The sequence below is a fragment of the Vibrio nigripulchritudo genome (assembly GCF_027924785.1).
GTDB classification, from domain to species: domain Bacteria; phylum Pseudomonadota; class Gammaproteobacteria; order Enterobacterales; family Vibrionaceae; genus Vibrio; species Vibrio nigripulchritudo.
The window spans coordinates 3,608,467-3,626,799 of sequence record NZ_AP027049.1 but is presented as its reverse complement, the minus strand read 5'-3'; the positions used below and the strand labels follow the sequence as shown (position 1 = coordinate 3,626,799).

Sequence of the window (18,333 nt, the reverse complement as noted above, 5' to 3'; positions counted from 1 at the left end):
CAGGCGCTCTAAGCGCCTGTTCTATTTTGTATTTACGACTAATTATTCAGTCGTACCCTGGATAGTTGCCACGATTCTTCGCGCTCCGCCGTGATCTCGGTGTTCACCTAGGTAAATTCCCTGCCATGTCCCCACAGCTAACCTTCCATTGGTAATTGGAATGGTGACGCTTGAACCTAGCGTGGAAGCTTTAATATGCGCGGGCATATCGTCATCCCCTTCATAGGTGTGCTGATAATATGGCGCTCTTTCTGGCACAAATTTATTAAAGTGTTGTTCCATATCGGCACGAACCGTGGGATCTGCATTTTCATTCAAAGTTAAGCTTGCAGACGTATGTTGTATGAAAAGATGTAAAAGCCCTACCGAGTACTGACGAATTTGTGGTAAATGTTGTTCAATTTCATCAGTAACAAGATGAAAGCCTCGGCGTTTCGCGGTGAGAGAAAAGGTAGTTTGATACCACATAGGTTGTGCCTTGTTGTTTCTAATCACTAATTGTTATAAACAATCGCATTAATAGTTGATTCCGATTAGGTACAATTGAGTTTACGTGATAAACCTCAATGTCAGTAACAACGGGTTGAGCCATAATCCGGAATCTGAAAATTTATTACGTTGTTTTGTGTCGATAGGATATAACAAACACAAAACAGACGATTCTTTATTTCGCTTAATCTGGAATTCACTCAGCATCATATAAATTTATCTGGCTGAAGAGAACACAATCGAACGAACATTGGAAAAGTAACCATGTTAAAAAACATTGACCCTACCAAGACCCAAGCTTGGAATGCGCTGACTGCGCACTTCGAATCAGCACAAGACATGGATCTGAAAGCGCTGTTTGCGGAAGATGCCCAACGCTTCGAGAAACTATCTACACGTTTTGGGTCGGATATCCTTGTAGACTACTCTAAAAACCTCGTCAACGAGGAAACGCTTAAGCACCTGTTTGCTCTGGCGAAAGAAACCGAATTAAAAACCGCCATTGATGCAATGTTCAATGGTGAAGCGATCAACCAGACTGAAGATCGTGCAGTGCTGCACACGGCTTTGCGCAACCGCAGCAACAAACCTGTATTGGTTGATGACGAAGATGTGATGCCGGCAGTAAATGCAGTGCTTGAGAAAATGCAATCTTTCACCAACCGCGTGATTGATGGTGAATGGAAAGGCTTCACAGGTAAAGCCATTACCGATATCGTTAACATTGGCATCGGTGGTTCAGATTTAGGTCCTTACATGGTGACGGAAGCGCTGGCGCCATACAAAAATCACCTGAACCTACACTTCGTTTCTAACGTAGACGGCACGCACATCGTTGAAACGTTGAAAAAAGTGAACCCAGAAACAACTTTGTTCCTGATTGCGTCTAAGACATTTACCACTCAAGAAACCATGACGAATGCTCACACAGCGCGTGACTGGTTCCTTGAAGCAGCAAGTGACGAAGCACACGTAGCGAAACACTTTGCCGCTCTTTCAACTAACGCGACAGCAGTGTCTGAGTTTGGTATCGATACAGACAACATGTTCGAATTCTGGGACTGGGTTGGCGGTCGATACTCATTGTGGTCTGCGATTGGTTTGTCGATTGCACTGTCTGTTGGCTACGATAACTTTGTTAAGTTATTGGATGGTGCGCACGAGATGGATAACCATTTCGCCAGCACAGATCTGGAAAGCAACATTCCAGTGATTCTTGCGCTGATCGGTGTTTGGTACAACAACTTCCATGGTGCGGATTCGGAAGCGATTTTGCCTTATGATCAATACATGCACCGCTTTGCTGCGTACTTCCAGCAGGGCAACATGGAATCGAACGGCAAATACGTGGACCGCGATGGTAACGCAGTGACGTACCAAACGGGTCCAATCATCTGGGGTGAGCCAGGTACTAACGGTCAGCATGCTTTCTATCAGTTAATTCATCAGGGTACCAAACTGATTCCTTGTGACTTTATTGCTCCGGCGTTAAGCCACAACCCAGCAAGCGATCACCACCAAAAACTGATGTCGAACTTCTTTGCTCAAACAGAAGCACTGGCATTTGGTAAAGCTGAAGAAACAGTAAAAGCAGAATTTGCAAAAGCAGGTAAAACCGAAGAAGAAGTGGCGTCTCTGGTTCCATTTAAAGTGTTTGAAGGTAACCGCCCAACCAACTCGATTCTGGTTAAGCAGATTACTCCTCGCACGCTAGGTAATCTGATTGCCATGTACGAGCACAAAATCTTCGTACAAGGCGTTATCTGGAATATCTTTAGCTTCGATCAGTGGGGCGTGGAGCTTGGTAAGCAGCTAGCGAACCAAATCCTACCAGAATTGGCAGACGATTCAGAAATCGCATCTCACGACAGTTCTACCAACGGTTTGATTAACGCATTCAAAGCATTTAAAGCTTAAGTTTAATCCCGTTAAAAATACAAAGGTCAGCAAAAGTGCTGACCTTTTTTATAGGCGTTTAAAAATAAAATCTCAGGCAACAAAAAAGGCCGTTGCCATGCAACAGCCTTTACGTATGAGTCTCTGTCTTATTCGAAACAGATCTCGATGAATGCGTTACCCCATTCAGAAGAGAAAGGCATGATAATGATTGCGCCTTCACACTTATGACGGATGGTGTGACCTTTACCTGAAACCACAACTGGCGTTGCCATATCGAAGTCAAAGCCGCTTTCTGAAAGAATACGCTTTGCACCGCCAGTTACCATGTTGGTGATTTCACCCACCATATCGGTCACTTCTTCGTTCAAACCATTTGGTCGCTCGCCCAGCATGTTCTGCATGATTTCCAAAGCCAGAGACTCATCAAAGGTAATCGACATTGAACCACGGGTTTGGTCACCGACCATACCAATCAAACCAGACACATCACCACGAGCAATTTCATCTTTCTTTACACGAGGTTTCTGGGGCTTAAGCTCCAGAGAAGCCATAGTTTTCAGTACATTCATTAATGAAGCTAAAAACGGGTTTACAAATTCAGCGCGCATAACGTTCTATCTTTTATTTATCCGTAAAATCTGAAAAACAACTTTTGCAAGTACCGTGGGTTTCAATAACGTGATTGGTTACGTTAAACCCCTGCTTTTCACTGTTTTTTGCCAACAAGGCTACCAGTTGGTCATCCTGATGTTCGGAAACATTCCCGCACTTGTCGCATATGAGAAGATGAGAGAAGTGTTTGTGAGCACCAAATGAGCAACACGAAATAAAACTGTTCGTGGACTCGACGCGGTGGATGAAGCCTTGCTCCAATAAAAAATCCAACGCCCTGTAGACCGTTGGTGGTTTTGCCTGAGGTTCACTTACTTTCAGCTTATCCAGCAAATCATAAGCGCTGGATGCACTTTTGCTTGAGTAGATAAGTTCGAACACTCTTTTCCGCTGCGGTGTCAGTCTTACACCACGGCTCTGGCAGATGCCTTCAATTTGTTCTAGCAACGACAGCTCCAATTGGCTCACCTATTTTGGTGCACATTATTAATAATATACCATTTATCTAGCAAGTTAGGCAGTAAAGGGCGTTTTTTTTAACCCTAAGCAAAAGATGTCGACCAATCAAGCAATGAATGGATGGCGAAAAACGTTTTGTGATTGTAAATCACTTACCTATCTAGGAAATGTGCACCATGCAACAAAGTGTCACATATTTGGCATGCGTGCGGTAAATAATTCAAGGTGGCTTTTCTATCAGATTTCTACACGATCCCGCAATAAAAATATGGAAAAGTGTTAAACATTACAGGCTGGGTACACCAACACAAACTGAGTTACGGATATTGTCGTTAATTGAGAGCAACGAGTGGCCACTTAAACCTGCCTGTCCGTTATTTATGCCTCTACCTTTTTCCTGAAAAATCCCATTTCAAAGTGTATAATCCGGCAGTTTTTATAGCCTTGCCCTAGAGTGGATAGAGCCTTATTGGGGTGATTTTGGTAAATGTTGAGGTAAAACAGTGTCTAAGCCAGAAAATACAAGCGATTTCTCAATGCAGCGTTTCAGTGTTGCGCCCATGCTCGACTGGACTCACTTTTAACCTATATAAGGCTTTCTGTGGTTTGAGGCGAACCATGGGCGCACCGCGAAAAATTAAAAAAACCGCCTGAATGATCAGACGGTTTGTGACATCAATACGACCTCATTCAGAGGTAACTTTTGTGAATGTCGGTATGCCTCAAGATATCTAGCTTCACGTTGTGACTTCGATTAAGACGGCTGACGATAATCTGAATTTCCTCTTGAGTGTTTTGCAGTATCGACAATTTGTCGTGTAACTGCTCTAAGTCCTCTGTTGCCATCGTTTCTTTCTTTTCCAGCAAATCCACGTAGCCGACCAAATGCTTCTGATGTTCATTGGGTTTCTGAGGCAATCTCAAAGAGCAAACCAACCTAGCCAATTCTTTAACTTTTTGTGATAGATTTGTCATTATAGTACATCCTAGCCTATGTTTATTTTGTGGCTCAGTGAAACTTTATAATAGGTAATAAGCAGTTCATTGAACCTAACCAATTGATTATAAGCGCCTTGTTGCGCTTTATGATTGTACTTCCTTTTAAAGCTCAGTTGGCGCACACGCGGTGTTACTTTGGTCACATCGCAAAGACTATGGTTCAAAGCTGAATCATTTATAACGGATATGTTTCAGCTATGGCACCTTGAGCGGGGGAATTTGAGTGGTAAAGGCGTCACATATTGTTGCTGCTTTAAGAAGATTTAGAGAGCAGGGCAATATTACACAGAAACAAATGTCAGAAAAAACAGGGATTTCATTCTCTACGATCAAACGTATTGAACGTGGCACCCGAAAGATGACACTGGATGATTACGAAGCTTATCTAGATACATTAGATATTTCGCATGTGGATGTGCTGATAGCGGTAGAAACAGGGAATTATGAAGTTGATAGAGAGATTGCCTCTCTCGCTCGTAAGTTGCCTGAAGAGCTGAGAGAGGCGCATTTGGTGTATTTACTTGCACTTACCAAAGCCCTTTAATATGACAACGCCATATTGCCAACATCCATGTTGAGTTCGGTTTGCTTGTCCACTTTTGCCCTATCAACCGCGACTGGCTTATCAGACTTGATGGTTAATGATATTTCAGACTTGGCACTTGAGTTTTGCTTGGACAGCATTTGATAACCTGGTGATGTTTGTGATGCCAGCTTACCCGCTGCATAGGCATAATGTTCTTGCGTTAATTGAGTGTGCTCCCTGCGGCTCTTCGTCTCTTCTTCATGGCTAACAATACCCACCTTCACATTCTTGTCTTTGATTGATTCCAGCTTCGTTGCAATGTTGTCTAACCCACTTGCAGCATAGGCATAGTTAGCCTGAGTTTGTCGGGTGATTCTTTCTGTTTTCTCTTCATGGCTGGCAATACCTATTCTTACGTTCTTGTCTTCAATGGCATCAAGCTTATTGGATACACTATCTAGCCCGCTTGCTGCATACACGTGGTTAGTCTGGGTGTGTTGCGTGAGTCGCCTTGTTTCTTCCAGGCGATTAGTGACACCAACCTCAACATTTTTATCCTTAACGGAATCAAGTTTGTTCGCCAGGTTATCAACCTCGTTGGCGACTTCTTCCGTTCCAGTTTTCCAGCCGTCCGGTATTAATGCATCGGGCAGTTTATTGATGAGTTTTTTAAATCCGTTCCATAGCCACTCAATTTTTTCACCTACCCAAGCGATAACGACTTCGAGCCCCACAAATTTATCTACCAAGTACGTAATGGCTATGATCGCTGCGGTTACTGCGGTGACGATCATTCCAATGGGATTTGCCATGATCACCGCATTCAACCCAATCAGCGCTACTTTGAATATTGCTACTGCCGCAACAATACCTTTGAAGTTTTCCGCAACGAACATAATTGCGCTACCAAGAAACTTGAAGGTGTTAAAAGTGCCCGAAACAATGTCTCTAAGTTTGGCTATAGCTCCTTCACGCCAGTCCATGTTTTTCATCTTCAGCGCTAAGTCTTCCATTATGAAAGACAGCTCCGCCATGATGGGTGTTAGGGCGCTGATTTTGAGGGATTCCACTATGGCGCTTAGTTTTTTCAAAGATGCAGCGAACATCTGAGCGTTTTTGGATGACTCCTCAGTAACAGGACCACCGCTATCCTGTAGAAGCTGTTTGGCGTTGTTGTAACCATCAACCCCAGAACGCAGTGCAGCGAGCATTTTTTCACTGTCTCCGCCAAAGAACTCATCTGCCATAAAGTTCTGCTTTGCCACGTCCTTTTCGTTGGCAATTTCCCTTAGCAATACCTGGTAGGCTTCAGAGACATCCTTGGCGTTCATTAAGTCCTGATAGGCTTTCTGGTTACCTGTGTCCTTAAAGTAATCATTCATGGCGCCGCTTTTAAATGATTTCATTTCACCCCAACGGAGCATCATTTCTCTGATAGCAGCATCCATGTCTTCAGACTCTGCTCCGGCGAGTTTCGCTTGTAACCGGATTGCCTGAAGTTCGCTGATTGGCATTTTTACATCGTTTGCGGCGCTTGCCATTTCATCAAGCCGGGTTGCGGTATCACTAATTATGAAACCAAATCCGGTCATGGATGCCAGCACGCCACCTGTTGCCATGGCACCGTTTTTCACACCCTGAATGGTTGGCATCTTTAATGCTCCATTCATTTTACTGATTGGCTTCATTACTCGCAGAAGCTTAATGTATCTTTTCTCAAGCTTGGTGATCTCCTGACCATGGTTTTTATACTGATTGTTTAGGCGTTCGTATTCATCATCGAGCGAGCTAACTTGAATCCCTGTTTTCTTAAAGTGTTTTCGAAGCTTAGACAACTTCGTTTTGTTGGCATCCTGAGCTTTTATGAGCCCATTTAGCTTCGCGGTTTGTTTCGCTATTTTCTCTGTGAGTTGAGCACTTGGCTTTTCTAAACCTTGCGCTTTCTCTTTTAACTGTTTGAGTTTTTCAATTTCAGCTTTGATGGCTATGTTGTTCTTTTTCTTAGCCGTCTTAAGTTGCTTGTAGGAATCAATCATTCCCATTGCTGCAGAATCATCCGCCTGAGCTTTCTGAACCTTCTTGATTTTCTTCGCGTAGTGATCAGATTCACTACTCATCCCTTTCAGGGGAGCGCTCACTTTATCTTTGAGGTTCATGAGCACAGATAGATTCATTTTCATGGAGGTATCCTTTTCTGGTACAAAAAAAGAGAGCTAGTCGCTCTCTTGGTCTTTTTGTTCGTGTCGTTCTCTGGCTTTCTCGCGGAACAGCAACAAATCGGAGTAACTTAGCCTGTCTATCTCGCTGGGTTGCCAATGAAACACCATCGCAATGTCGGCGTAATAGTCTTCAACGTGTTCTATTACTGTTCCGTATTCACGAAAAAAGAGGCGATTTCAGTTAACACTGGTGCCCAGTTCTCCGGAGCAAAGTTGAGCATGTCACGATCATCCAAACAGGAGATTCGAGGCACGAGCTTTTGCCCCGCATCGAAGTGCATTTCACAAACCTGAATCAGGTTCAAACCACGCAAGTCGCCGGAGTGGGGCTTTTTCAGCTCAAGCTCTTCAATGAACTTGCCATCTTTTTCGTGCGGAATAACCAGCTTTGCGGTTCTGATTTCGCTTTGGTCTTTAATGGGGGTCGCCATAGCCGAGTTCGTCCTTTAGTTCTTTCAGTTTGCTTTTCCGACCACCTTTTTCAGGGTCGAGCTTCATTACCAGTTCGAACAGCTCATAAGCCTGTTCACGTTCACCTGCTTCAAAATGCCAATCGCCAACAAGACGGAACATTTTCACCTTGAGTGGTGCATTGGTTGCCAGTTCGCCCAAGCGAAGGTCTCTGACGGCATTGATTAGGAACTCTCGCTTAAACTCTTTATTCGCCTTGTGAGCATCATGCGAGTATTTGAAGACGTAACCCAAATAGGCTGTTTGCCCATCCATTTTCCAGTTAGTCGGTGTTTCCAGCCCGCCTTCAATTGCTGCGCGAAAATCGTCGTGGATGTTTTCAAGCTGGTTTAAGTCGACGTGCCAAAGATAGAACCACCACATAATTTCTAAGTTGCCGTAGTCACCCTGATGTGTTTCCAGTAGCTGCTGTACAACCGGGCTGTACTTCTTAATCAATTCAACTTTGAACGGGTCTTTTTCTTTGGAGCCAGCAAGCGTTCTCACGTAGCTCAAGTCTGCTTTTAAAGCCGATTGAATTTCTTCCCACGGCTTCCCTAAGTTAGTTGAGAGCACGGTTGAAGCAGCGCTGGTCTCCTCTACTTCAGCAGTTGAAGCGGTAGAGACCGTTTTAGCTGCACGTTTCATCAATATGGATATCATGCCGCTACCTTATTGGGGAATGAGTTCAGTGCCGTTAAGAAGTATTTCAAGCTGCCCATCTTTCACATTTAAGGTTAGTGGGTCGACTGTCCATGCATCTTTGAGCGTGTAGGTTTTACCGCTGTTGGTTTCTAACGTAACGTTTTCTCCGACAAACTTTGCAATTGCTTCTTCGTCGGTCTCTTTAGCATGAGTAATGGTGGCTTTGATAAAAGGGGCATCCGTGTATTGCTCGGAATATCCCAACACACCATCATCACCCATGACTGTTTCACGCTTCAGGTTGCCAAAACCAATTTCCGCCCCTTCTTTAAGCGGTAAGCGACCTAACGAACCCGCGTTTAGGACGGCGCGGCTGGTAATCTTTGTACTCATGGCTTACTTCCTAAATTGAATTTTACCTGCAACGATGATCAAGCCGTTCACGAACTGCGGTGAATCCTGATAATTGATGCGTTGTTTGTTTGTGGCATCCAGCTCCACGATGAGCGACTTTTTATAGCCGTCAAAGTCTTGAACGATGCCCTGATATTCGAGCTCACGGTATAGCGCCAACAGCTCGCTCTTGAAAATACTTGGGGTAACAATGGCTTGACCCTGAGCAAACTGGGTGCCGTCTTTCGCGACTTTATGGCGAGCGTATTTACTTAAGATTCGTGAACGCTGCTTCTCACGGAAATACATCGCGGTGGCTGGCGTCATAACATCGAGGTAAGAGTTATCCGCAATACCCGCCGCGTTTTCCGTGTAAGCCGTAACCGGGCGCTCAACCTGAACTTCCTTGCTGGCGGTGACGGTATAAGTCCCCATACCTTCGTGCAGTAATAAGTTACGCTCTGCCCAGTCGAACTCACTTTCAGCCGTGGAGTAAACACCGCTAAGTTTCAGCGTTTGAAGTGGGCGGCAAGGGTCATTTGCCAGTGATGGCGCAATCTGACCTGCCCAAGCGCCGATCGCTTCCGCGTCGGAAAGTGGGTCATTGGATGAATTGCCGAGGTTATCAATGGACATAAAGCTGATCAGCGGGCAATTGCTTTTGGTGCCAAATGTCACGAGTTCAGCGTGGTTTCCCTTTTTGGGAAGATAAGCAATACCTGGAATCTGATTGAGAGCATCGTAGCGCTTCTCTAGAAACTCGCCCAAATCACGAATGGTTACGTCGTCGTTGAGTGAACAAACGATGTGGTGGTACTGCTTATCACCCAGCGCGGCAAGTGCAGACATAGTGTCACCGCTTTTCACGCTAACGGCATAGATAGGCATGCTTTCATCTTGCTTTCTGAAGAACTCTACCATTTTGACAATGTCGCTAGCGCCAAAGTACTCAGCGGCTTTTTTGTCGTCCATGCAAAGCTTTACCACATTTTCGCCGACGGGTGCGCCCATAACGGCATTGCCGATCACTAGGCAGATTTGCTGGTCTTCCGCGCTGTTTGCCAGGCTGTTGTCGATTTCGACATACATACCCGGAACGCGAGCACTTTTAGGAACTTCTGAGAAACTGATACTCACGATTCCGACTCCTGTTTTGCGTTGGTTTTAGACTTAACCTCAACAACAGATTGGTCATTGAGGCGACGTATCCAGTAGGCGTTTCGTGGCTTCTCTTCACCTGCTCCCTTAAGTGGAATGCGGGTTTCAGGATCACGAACGACTAACCCTTTCACTGGCTTTACTTTGATTGTTCGCATTACGCTGCATCCTCTAGTGCAAAGTATTCTGCTGCCATCGCCAGTAACTCCCGTTCAAGCGCTGGCGTCCAACCGATAAACGCACGCTGCGGCATGGTGTAGTTACGCTTGGTGAGCGTGCCGCCTGTCCATTTCCCTGTTTTGCTGTCATAGAACCCATTCATACGTGTGGTGAAGGAAATCTGTGAACCTTCGTTGTGCTCTCGGGCAACCTTTCCAGCTAGCCCCTTAATTCCCACTTGGAACTGGTCTTCATCGACATGCGTTCTCAAAGCACTGATAAACCCGAGCAGCATGTTTTTGTTGTTTAGTGTGTTTAGTGCCACTCTGGTACGTCGGTGTTTTGCACCGTGCTTTCCTCGTACTCCACGAGTAACAAGGGTGGCGCGACGGGCATTGCGTGCTTGATATGGGTTGTTATCAATGTCTCGCTGAGCTCGTATCTGCCCTCTGAAAAAGTTACGTGCGTGATTCGCCATGCGGCGGTTCAGGTCAAACTTTTCGCTGGCAGTGAGCGTTAAGTTTTCGATAACCTGGGTTAACTGCTCCGGTGTTTTTAATGTGATTTCTGACATGGCAAGTCATCCAGGTGACCAACGAAGTAAACCAACTCACCCAACTGATTGAGCTTGTTTTCATCAACAGCGGCTTCAAATTTGTTTTCACAGCGGTAGCGCTTACCCGACTGCTTCCAGTCTCCCTGGTCATCTTCTTCAAGGCTGAACTCTTCGAGAATGTCCAACTTCAGCTTTATGTCGAATCTACCTTTGTCTAACGGCTCTACAGCGAATGTCGGCATAGGTAAACCCTTCTCCTGTCGGAGTGGGTCGTACCTGTTTAACCAACTCACGATATGCATAAACAGGGTTTCGGGGCTCAGCTTGGCGTCTTGTACAAAAATGATTGCTGTGTACTCAATTTCGAAGCCATCCACATGACTGCTTTGAGTGCTGAAAATGGCACCATCTTCCGCCCAGGCTGACAGTTGTTTTTCATCAGTGATGTGCGCTTTGAATAGGTCGGTTAGGCTTTGAAGGGCTTTCATTACACCACCTCGAAACAGTAGGTTTCTTCGCCATTGCACAGCAGATCAACCGCCTGGCGGTACTGTACTTCGCAGTGTTGTTTCTTATCGGTTAATGCCTCTTGCCTTTCAGCGGCTTCGGCTGTTGCATCATTACTCAATTGAATGCCAACCAGCTCGGCAGCGGTAAGCGCAAACACGGCTTGCTTGTAGAGAGTCTCGCCAGAATCTAGATCATCAAACCGTGCCTGCGACAATTCAGCTAAATCAGCAAAAGGTTTTAGGGTGTCCTTTAACTCTGAATGGACCTTAAGGCGGGATATTTTCGCCTGATGCAGAATGCCTGCCTCTGTTTCATTGCTTAGAAAATGAAACAGAGACTGGAACTCTGAAACTGACAACGCCGGATACTTGCCTGATTTCGGCAGCTCAGCGGTATAGGTTTTGTTTTTGTTCCCGACAAATTCCATGCTAATTCTCTTAGTGTTAGAGAATGTGGGCAGACAAATACTGAACACTGTTTCAGCCAAGGCTAAGCAGTTTGAGTATTAGAGCCCACATTGGGGGGTGTTAGTTTGTTAGCGTGAAAGGTTTATACCCACGCCGTGCCAATCTTGAGTTTGACGTTCTTAAACTCGATAGCCGCCGCTTTGCCTAGCTCTTCGATAACGTAAGCCATATTCATTGACTCAAAGTTTTCAATCTGGTCTTTGGCATCGTTCTTTTTACCCACAGAGCGACGTACTGAACCTTCCTGAATGTAGATAGAAAGGTTGTCGTAACTGGTGACCATGACGCCCGTAGATGGGAAACCCGGTACTTTTACAGCAGGCAAGCCGCCGTAGGTGCCGATCACCTGGAGCTCTTGGATTTTGGCTTTCTCGCTCGGCGTATTGCCGTGTGCTTCGTAGAACTTGGCTTTGTCATACGCGAGCAGGTCTGAACCAATAATGGCGATTAGGTTTGAATCGTTTTCACATGCATCGTGAAGGAGGTTTTTTGTTTCAAGCACTGCAAGGTCAAGGTTCGTAAAATCACCGCCTTCACCAATGCGAACTTCATTTGCTGTTTTACCTTGGGTAATCAAGCGTTCAGTATTGTGTTCTCGCATTGCCTGAAACCAGCCTTTGTTCACGTCTTCCCCGTTGGGGTGAGTGGTTGGGTTGGTGTTTTTCTCTACGCTTTCGCCATACCATCCGATGGTAATTTTGTTGGCGTCGATTTGTTCGCGGTTGTTTTTGCTTATCAGAACACTGAAGTTTTTGTGGTGCGCCCATGCATCCAACTTGGCATATCGAATCGCTGTATCAAAGTTGGTTTGCTCACACATGTACGGCATCGCGCCCATGCTTGAGTGGTCTTTGGGTTTACGTTCACCATCACCAGAAGTATCCGTACGGCTGGCGATCATGCCTGTTACGCTCAAGCCGATGGATTCACCTTTCTGGTTTTTCACCGAAACAATATTGATTCGGCTGAGGAACCAGTTGCTCTCACGTATAGCGGCAATGATTTTCTGGGTGCCATTCGGAGTGACATTGAACTTTTCCGTTGCGTCACTAACGTTGTTCTGCTCTGCGACTTCATTAACGAATGCGCTCAACTTTTTCTTTGTACTCTCTTGCATGTCTTTACCTACAGAATAGAAATGGTTTCAATAGAAAGAAGGCTTACAGGTAAGGTGCTTCTTCGGCGTCTTCACCGGCCAGCTTTCGCTCGTCTTCGTCGGTGAGCTTGCTTAGCTTTTCAATTTGGGTACTCAGTTCCCCAACCTGGCTAGACAGCGTTTCAACCTGTCCCTTCAGCTCGGTTACTTCTTGGTTGTTGTCACCACTTTCGTCACCTTCAGAGGTGCCTTCGCCTTCGGTGGTGTGTTGAGACGACAGTTGGGTGATCAGCTTGCCCAAGTTGCTGTTTAACTCCTGGTTCTGCTCAATGCTTTTCTCAAGCAGCTCTTCGGTTTTCGTTGCCATGTCTTCTTCCTGTTGTTGTGAGAGCTGCTCTGGGGGTTCCCCTTTGAGCCAGCTTTTGAATTTTGTGAAAAGTGAGGTCTCATCATCAGGACCATCTAAGGAGAACTGTTCCGGCTGAATGGTTAGGTTTGAGCTAACGATCACCTTGCCTTCTTCTTTGCTAGAAAGATGGATTTGAGTTGTACCCAAAGAGGCGGGTTTATCCGTAAGTGCCAAGCCTGTCAGGTAGGCTTTTTCGGTGTCTGAGAATTTCTCAATGTACTCGCATGAGGTGTGAAGAAGTTGCCCTTGCTCCACTGCTCGCAACAGCATTGAGTTAGGTTTCAGCACAGCAAATAATTTGTCATCTCGCTTTTCAACAGATAGAACAGAGCCAAACTTATAGCTCCAGTCGTAGTGTTCTTCATTGATGCGAGCGGTATACACTTCAGTGCTGTACGTCTCTGCAATTTCATCAATGATGTTTTGTTCAACTACGCGACCATCGACGGTTGTACCTGCCTGTAAAATACAAATTGGCTGTGATTGAAACATGCCTGAACTCTCCTAAATTCGATGATTCCAATCTATCGAATACCGCCTACCTTTTGTATTTGTCCGAATTCTAAATGCCCGATATAGAAACCCTCTGAGCTGAGTAATGACCTTGCTTGTAGCACTATGCAAGCATGGACAAGAATCAAAGCAACGAACCCCTATACACCGCAGCGCAAACCCAAGCGCTGGGGCTTTTTCTGCGCCAGAACAAACCTGCTGAGATTGCAGAAAAGATCGGAGTGGCAACGCGTACCGTTCAGCAATGGGTTTCGCGGTTTGGCTGGAAAGAACTGCGAGACGATGCACCTGTTGAATTGATACTTCGTCAGAGAATTGCTTACTTAATGTGGGTTGATGACAAGCTCGAAAGCCAAGAGCGCGAGCTAAAGATGCTGCTCGACCAGCATTACAAACGTGAAGAAGCGGATAAGAAACGTAACCGGCCATCGGGTGGGGACGGCAGCAAGAGCACCAGAGGACGCAAAAGCAACAAGGTTAAGAACGATGTTTCCCACATCACTAAGGAGATGCTGGACGAATATCGTGAAAAGACGTTCTTTGAATACCAGAAAGAGATTCACGCTCACAAACACAATGAAGAGATCAACGAAACACGCTTCTATTTGAAATCTCGCCAGATAGGTTTGACCTTCTACTTTGCGTTTGAAGCCTTTGAAGATGCGGTACTCACTGGCGACAACCAGGTGTTTATCTCTGCATCCAAAAAACAGTCATACATTTTCAAAAACTACATTCGCAAATTTGCCCTTGAGATTGGTGATGTTGACTTAAAAGGCAAGGACGATATTGAACTGGGTAACGGCGCGAAGCTCGGCTTTATGTCGACAAACGTGGCGACCTCTCAGGGCTTCAACGGTCACATGTATTGGGATGAAGTATTCTGGATTCCTCGTTTTGCCGAGCTCGATGACTATGCGGGCGGCATGTCCATTCAGGCGAAATTCCGCACGACCTATATCTCTACCCCTTCCACAATGGCACATGAAGCCTACCCGAAATGGGAAGGCAAGAAAGAACACGGCATCGACATTAGCCACAAGGCACTGAAAAACGGCTCACTTGGTGAAGACTTTATATTCCGCCAGATGATCACCGTTGATGATGCGATAGCCAAAGGCGCGACGTTCTTCAACATGGAGAAACTGAAGCGTAAGTACCCGGTTAAAGAGATTTTCGACAACCTGCTGCGTTGTAAATTCTTAGACGATAGCGCCTCATTCTTCTCACTCAAAGCGCTGCTGGCATGTAAAGCCGACTCCTCTTTATGGAGCGACGTCGACCATGAAAAACCGCGTCCAGTCGGCAACGCTGAAGTATTGGTGGGGTATGACCCGCGCGGTGGCGGTACGGGTGAAGGCTCGGACGATGCAGGTTTGGTCGTTGCCCTGAAACCAAAACGGAAGGGTGGGGTATTCCGCTTTATTGAACGGCTGAGGCTAAAAGGCTCCAGCTATGAAGAACAAGCCGAAACCATTCGGGGCATTACCGAGAAATACAACGTGGTTTACATGGCAATGGATACCTCTGGCGTGGGCTCTGCCACTGCCGAACTGGTACGGAAATTTTACCCGGCTCTCATTGAGCTCGACTACTCACCCGAGATGAAACGAATGATGGCGTACAAGTCGCGTGAGGTTATCAACAACGGGCGATTGCAGTTTGATGCGGAGTGGGACGACTTAGTTCACTCGTTCCTGATGATTCGCCAGCAAACCACCAAAGTCAGCAACCAAGTTACGTTTGTCTCTAACCGCAGCAAGATAGGTTCGCATGCCGATCTTGCCTGGGCGTCGATGCATGTGATGCGTTGGGAGCCTATTGATATTCACGAAGAGAGCAACACAACCGTTGATATCTTCTAATTACACCGGAGAAACCTGTGATTGATATTGAATTTTCTAGCCCTGTCAGTGTGATGAACAGTGACATTCTGAGTTATTTAGAAGTCGCGTTGGTCGACGGTTTATACGAGCCGCCGATTGCCCTGGATACATTAGCCAAAGCATTGCGGGTTAACCCAATGCATTCAAGTGCGATTGAGTTTAAGCGTAACACCTTAGTACTGGCGATTGCGTTGAGTGGCTTGCTAACACGGCAAGATGCAAAACGTTTTATTCAGGACTACTTAACTTTCGGCAACGGGTATTTTCAGGTCATTCGCGGGTTTCGAGGGCGAGGCGCTGTTGTAGGGCTTAAGCACCTTCCGGCTCTGTATATGCGCCGCCGTGAAGACCTTGGGTACACGTATAAACCCAAAGCTTACGACGATGACGGGCGCATTGATTTTAAGCACGGGCAAATCTTCCACCTGGCTGACTACGACATTGCACAGGAAATTTATGGCTTACCTGGTCATGTGAGTGGCTTAACCTCTATCTGGTTAAATGATGATGCAACACTATTTCGCCGCCAGTATTACCGCAACGGTAACCACGCAGGTTATTTGCTGTATATGAACGACCCAACGATGACAGACAAGCAGCAAGAAGAGATCAAGAGAAAGCTGCAAGCCAATGAAGGTATGGCATTTAAAAATATGTTTGTGAACGCAAAGGGTAAAGACAACAACCCGCCAGAGCTTAAACCGATAGGGCAGGTGGAAGCAAAAGACTCGTTCCGTGATGTGAAAAACCAGACGATGAACGACGTTCTGGCATTGCACAGAGTGCCCATTGAATTGATGAGCGTTCGCCGTGAAAGCATTACCTCACTGGACTTAAGTAAGGTGGACTGGCTATTTCATAAGAACGAGCTTTTACCACTGATAGATATGCTGCAAGAGCTGAATGATTTTGTTGGCTTAGAAGTGATCACCGAAAAAGAGTATAAGAGCCTAGACGCTGCCTAGGCTCTGCGCTGTTTTATTGCAGGTAAAGCATGGTGTCGATGTGGGCTAGGTTATCGCGTTGTTTACTGTGAGAGTGCATGGCGATTTCCAGCCTGTGACGTGCCAGACGCGCATCGCGTTCTAGCTGAGCAACCATTTCATTCAGTGCTATCAGTTCTTTTTGTCTTTCGATTTCTAACTTGTAGGCTTTTTCTGCGGCGGTGATGGCGTTCGCGATCAGGACGTGGCTATGCGGGTAGGCAGGCGCTAGCTGCTGAGATGTGACCATTAGGTCAAAAGCACGAATCACTTGAAGATGGAATTTAGCACTAATCCACATTGCGTAAGCGTAGACGAGTTCTTTACAAACCCAAGTACCTTGAGTTACTCCGCCTTTGATAACTTTACTAGCGATCACCAGATCTGGTGATCGCTCAATTTCTTTCACCAACTCATTGGTTAGTTCATTCCTCATGAAGCGAAATGGAGCGTGCTTAGATTTGCCCCCACTCACTTTATGCAGATCATTCAAAGAGTAGAGCCCGTCTCGAATTCGAATTTTTTTCGATAGGATAGTCAGATTTGGCATAGCTGCCTCCGTTAATTTTTCTCAAAAATTGGTGTCGGGAGGTTGAGAACAGCTAACAGTAACTGCGGACTTATTTCCCTTTCGGGTATTGTATTCGTCGCCCTCCCAACATTATTTGGTGGGTAGATCTGTGCTGTTTCTGAACCAAGAATTTTTCATCGCTTTCGCGGTTCGCCCTATTGGGCTTTCTTTACTGCAACGGCAGTGTTCATCTCTGCACAGATCATTCAAATCTGTTGAGGACTGTACCCATTGGTGGGTGTCAGGCATAAAAAAGCCAACGCTTACGGGGTTGGTGTAATCCGACTGTTAGAAAGAGGTTCTCACGCCTCAAACGCAAATGTAGCGGTTTCGGTGTGATAGATCAAATGAATTGAAGTGAAATGGGGTGTTTTATATAGAGATGCCGCCTATCTCTAGGCGGCATCTCTCCCCTGAAGGAGTGCGTGGATACGGTCAAACTCTTTCACCATGCTGCGTTCAATTCGGTCGCCCAGTTCTTTTACATCGTCTTTCGTCGCGTAAGTTTCAGCAACATGAGTTTTGTGCTCGCCCAGCTCTTTTGATAAGCGAAACAGGTATCCAATCAAGAGACTGAGAATGAGAGTGACGAAGGTGCAAAATGCGATAGCAGCATTTAACCAGTTCGGGTCCACATTTACTCCCATTTCTCCACCTCTTTTAGCTTGTTACCCTTTAGTGATTGGATAATGTCGTTAACGGTTTCTGTGGTCACCGTATTAGTAGAAAGGCTCGCGATTTTTTCCAACCCCCAGATGACTAACCGGGTAGCAAATCGCTCTAAGATAACTTTCCACGCAATGCGGAAAAATAGACCTTTCACCACTTCCCACAACGTTTTGCCAATGATCGCTGTTAAAAAGTTCATAGCGTTACTGTTTCCTTATTGTGATAAATCCGTTCCTGTGCGCATCATTTCGCTCAGGGTGTTTGCACGCTTGCCAACCTGACGAGCCCAGCGGCTATTCAGCATTTCAACTGAGGCAACATTCCACTGCCCGGCTTCAATTGCCATCAGCGTTTTTTTGAACATCAGGAAGCGAGGGAAGCCGAGGTTAAACACCATGTCCACGATCACTGCCTGTCGCGGCTCGTTTAGTTCATCGAAGAACGGCAGTGTCTTTGCCTGTTCAATAGCGGTGTTGATGTCGTTGTCTAGCAGTGCTTCCGCTTCTTGTTCTGTAATGCCGTTGTCCGCCAGATTTCGCCCGTAACCGATAGTGAGTTTCCCCGCGCTGCAACGATAGGGTTTTAGGCGTAACCCCTCGTGTTTCTTAAGCAGTCTTTTTGCAAGTTGTTCCATACCAACCTCTGTCTTTTTCACTAGAACCAGT

General features: G+C 46.0%; 24 protein-coding genes. 4 read left to right on the top strand and 20 right to left on the bottom strand.

Annotation, left to right across the window (positions count from 1 at the left end; genetic code table 11):
* Positions 1–42: 42 nt before the first annotated feature.
* Positions 43–468, bottom strand: coding sequence for a secondary thiamine-phosphate synthase enzyme YjbQ (locus QMG91_RS16645; RefSeq protein WP_022593040.1), 426 nt, complete (start codon positions 466–468; stop codon positions 43–45).
* A gap of 285 nt (positions 469–753) precedes the next feature.
* Between QMG91_RS16645 and pgi the strand changes: the two genes are divergently transcribed.
* Complete coding sequence (pgi, locus tag QMG91_RS16640; RefSeq protein WP_281827710.1) at positions 754–2,406, top strand: glucose-6-phosphate isomerase; 1,653 nt, start codon at positions 754–756, stop codon at positions 2,404–2,406.
* A gap of 128 nt (positions 2,407–2,534) precedes the next feature.
* Here pgi and QMG91_RS16635 read toward each other — a convergent pair whose 3' ends face one another.
* From QMG91_RS16635 to QMG91_RS16625, 3 genes are all read right to left on the bottom strand, one after another.
* Complete coding sequence (locus QMG91_RS16635; protein ID WP_004405240.1) at positions 2,535–2,996, bottom strand: chemotaxis protein CheX; 462 nt, start codon at positions 2,994–2,996, stop codon at positions 2,535–2,537.
* Between the two features lie 13 nt (positions 2,997–3,009).
* Positions 3,010–3,459, bottom strand: a complete 450-nt coding sequence (gene zur / locus QMG91_RS16630) for a zinc uptake transcriptional repressor Zur (RefSeq protein WP_004405239.1) — start codon at positions 3,457–3,459, stop codon at positions 3,010–3,012.
* A 690-nt stretch (positions 3,460–4,149) separates the two neighbouring features.
* Positions 4,150–4,434, bottom strand: a complete 285-nt coding sequence (locus tag QMG91_RS16625) for a hypothetical protein (RefSeq protein WP_281827709.1) — start codon at positions 4,432–4,434, stop codon at positions 4,150–4,152.
* Between the two features lie 247 nt (positions 4,435–4,681).
* On the opposite strand from QMG91_RS16625, the gene QMG91_RS16620 reads away from it, so the two are divergent.
* Positions 4,682–5,002, top strand: coding sequence for a helix-turn-helix domain-containing protein (locus tag QMG91_RS16620; protein WP_281827708.1), 321 nt, complete (start codon positions 4,682–4,684; stop codon positions 5,000–5,002).
* Here QMG91_RS16620 and QMG91_RS16615 read toward each other — a convergent pair.
* From QMG91_RS16615 to QMG91_RS16560, 12 genes are all read right to left on the bottom strand, one after another.
* Positions 4,999–7,164: a phage tail tape measure protein gene (locus tag QMG91_RS16615; protein ID WP_281827707.1), complete on the bottom strand. Its 2,166-nt coding sequence runs from the start codon at positions 7,162–7,164 to the stop codon at positions 4,999–5,001. The genes QMG91_RS16620 and QMG91_RS16615 overlap by 4 nt on opposite strands.
* A 33-nt stretch (positions 7,165–7,197) precedes the next feature.
* Complete coding sequence (locus QMG91_RS16610) at positions 7,198–7,311, bottom strand: GpE family phage tail protein (RefSeq protein WP_281827706.1); 114 nt, start codon at positions 7,309–7,311, stop codon at positions 7,198–7,200.
* A 35-nt stretch (positions 7,312–7,346) separates the two neighbouring features.
* Positions 7,347–7,634, bottom strand: coding sequence for a phage tail assembly protein (locus tag QMG91_RS16605; protein ID WP_281827705.1), 288 nt, complete (start codon positions 7,632–7,634; stop codon positions 7,347–7,349).
* Positions 7,618–8,316, bottom strand: coding sequence for a phage terminase small subunit (gene gpM / locus QMG91_RS16600; RefSeq protein WP_281827704.1), 699 nt, complete (start codon positions 8,314–8,316; stop codon positions 7,618–7,620). The genes QMG91_RS16605 and gpM overlap by 17 nt, the downstream gene beginning before the upstream one ends.
* A 9-nt stretch (positions 8,317–8,325) precedes the next feature.
* On the bottom strand, positions 8,326–8,691 hold the full coding sequence (locus QMG91_RS16595; RefSeq protein ID WP_045962944.1) for a phage tail tube protein: 366 nt from the start codon (positions 8,689–8,691) through the stop codon (positions 8,326–8,328).
* A gap of 3 nt (positions 8,692–8,694) precedes the next feature.
* The gene (locus tag QMG91_RS16590; RefSeq protein WP_281827703.1) at positions 8,695–9,828 is read right to left on the bottom strand and encodes a phage tail sheath subtilisin-like domain-containing protein; all 1,134 of its coding nucleotides are present in this window, start codon (positions 9,826–9,828) and stop codon (positions 8,695–8,697) included.
* Positions 9,825–10,007, bottom strand: coding sequence for a DUF2635 domain-containing protein (locus QMG91_RS16585; RefSeq protein WP_045962941.1), 183 nt, complete (start codon positions 10,005–10,007; stop codon positions 9,825–9,827). Before QMG91_RS16585 ends, QMG91_RS16590 begins: the two co-directional genes overlap by 4 nt.
* Positions 10,007–10,582: a phage virion morphogenesis protein gene (locus QMG91_RS16580; protein ID WP_281827702.1), complete on the bottom strand. Its 576-nt coding sequence runs from the start codon at positions 10,580–10,582 to the stop codon at positions 10,007–10,009. Before QMG91_RS16580 ends, QMG91_RS16585 begins: the two co-directional genes overlap by 1 nt.
* A complete protein-coding gene (locus QMG91_RS16575; RefSeq protein WP_281827701.1) occupies positions 10,564–11,052 on the bottom strand; it encodes a phage tail protein in 489 nt (162 codons plus the stop codon). The genes QMG91_RS16580 and QMG91_RS16575 overlap by 19 nt, the downstream gene beginning before the upstream one ends.
* Positions 11,052–11,501 (bottom strand): head completion/stabilization protein, encoded by a 450-nt coding sequence (locus tag QMG91_RS16570; protein WP_045962935.1) that lies wholly within the window; start codon positions 11,499–11,501, stop codon positions 11,052–11,054. Before QMG91_RS16570 ends, QMG91_RS16575 begins: the two co-directional genes overlap by 1 nt.
* A 122-nt stretch (positions 11,502–11,623) precedes the next feature.
* Positions 11,624–12,658, bottom strand: coding sequence for a phage major capsid protein, P2 family (locus tag QMG91_RS16565; RefSeq protein WP_281827700.1), 1,035 nt, complete (start codon positions 12,656–12,658; stop codon positions 11,624–11,626).
* Positions 12,659–12,701: 43 nt separating this feature from the next.
* On the bottom strand, positions 12,702–13,538 hold the full coding sequence (locus tag QMG91_RS16560; protein ID WP_281827699.1) for a GPO family capsid scaffolding protein: 837 nt from the start codon (positions 13,536–13,538) through the stop codon (positions 12,702–12,704).
* A gap of 134 nt (positions 13,539–13,672) precedes the next feature.
* Between QMG91_RS16560 and QMG91_RS16555 the strand changes: the two genes are divergently transcribed.
* Both QMG91_RS16555 and QMG91_RS16550 read left to right on the top strand, forming a co-directional pair.
* On the top strand, positions 13,673–15,424 hold the full coding sequence (locus QMG91_RS16555) for a terminase large subunit domain-containing protein (protein ID WP_281827698.1): 1,752 nt from the start codon (positions 13,673–13,675) through the stop codon (positions 15,422–15,424).
* A 17-nt stretch (positions 15,425–15,441) separates the two neighbouring features.
* A complete protein-coding gene (locus tag QMG91_RS16550; protein ID WP_281827697.1) occupies positions 15,442–16,410 on the top strand; it encodes a phage portal protein in 969 nt (322 codons plus the stop codon).
* A gap of 13 nt (positions 16,411–16,423) precedes the next feature.
* Here QMG91_RS16550 and QMG91_RS16545 read toward each other — a convergent pair whose 3' ends face one another.
* From QMG91_RS16545 to QMG91_RS16530, 4 genes are all read right to left on the bottom strand, one after another.
* Positions 16,424–16,978: a KilA-N domain-containing protein gene (locus tag QMG91_RS16545; protein ID WP_281827696.1), complete on the bottom strand. Its 555-nt coding sequence runs from the start codon at positions 16,976–16,978 to the stop codon at positions 16,424–16,426.
* Between the two features lie 416 nt (positions 16,979–17,394).
* Complete coding sequence (locus QMG91_RS16540) at positions 17,395–17,646, bottom strand: hypothetical protein (protein ID WP_281827695.1); 252 nt, start codon at positions 17,644–17,646, stop codon at positions 17,395–17,397.
* Complete coding sequence (locus QMG91_RS16535; protein WP_281827694.1) at positions 17,637–17,867, bottom strand: hypothetical protein; 231 nt, start codon at positions 17,865–17,867, stop codon at positions 17,637–17,639. The genes QMG91_RS16540 and QMG91_RS16535 overlap by 10 nt, the downstream gene beginning before the upstream one ends.
* Positions 17,868–17,882: 15 nt before the next feature.
* A complete protein-coding gene (locus QMG91_RS16530; protein WP_281827693.1) occupies positions 17,883–18,302 on the bottom strand; it encodes a glycoside hydrolase family protein in 420 nt (139 codons plus the stop codon).
* Between the last annotated feature and the right edge of the window lie 31 nt (positions 18,303–18,333).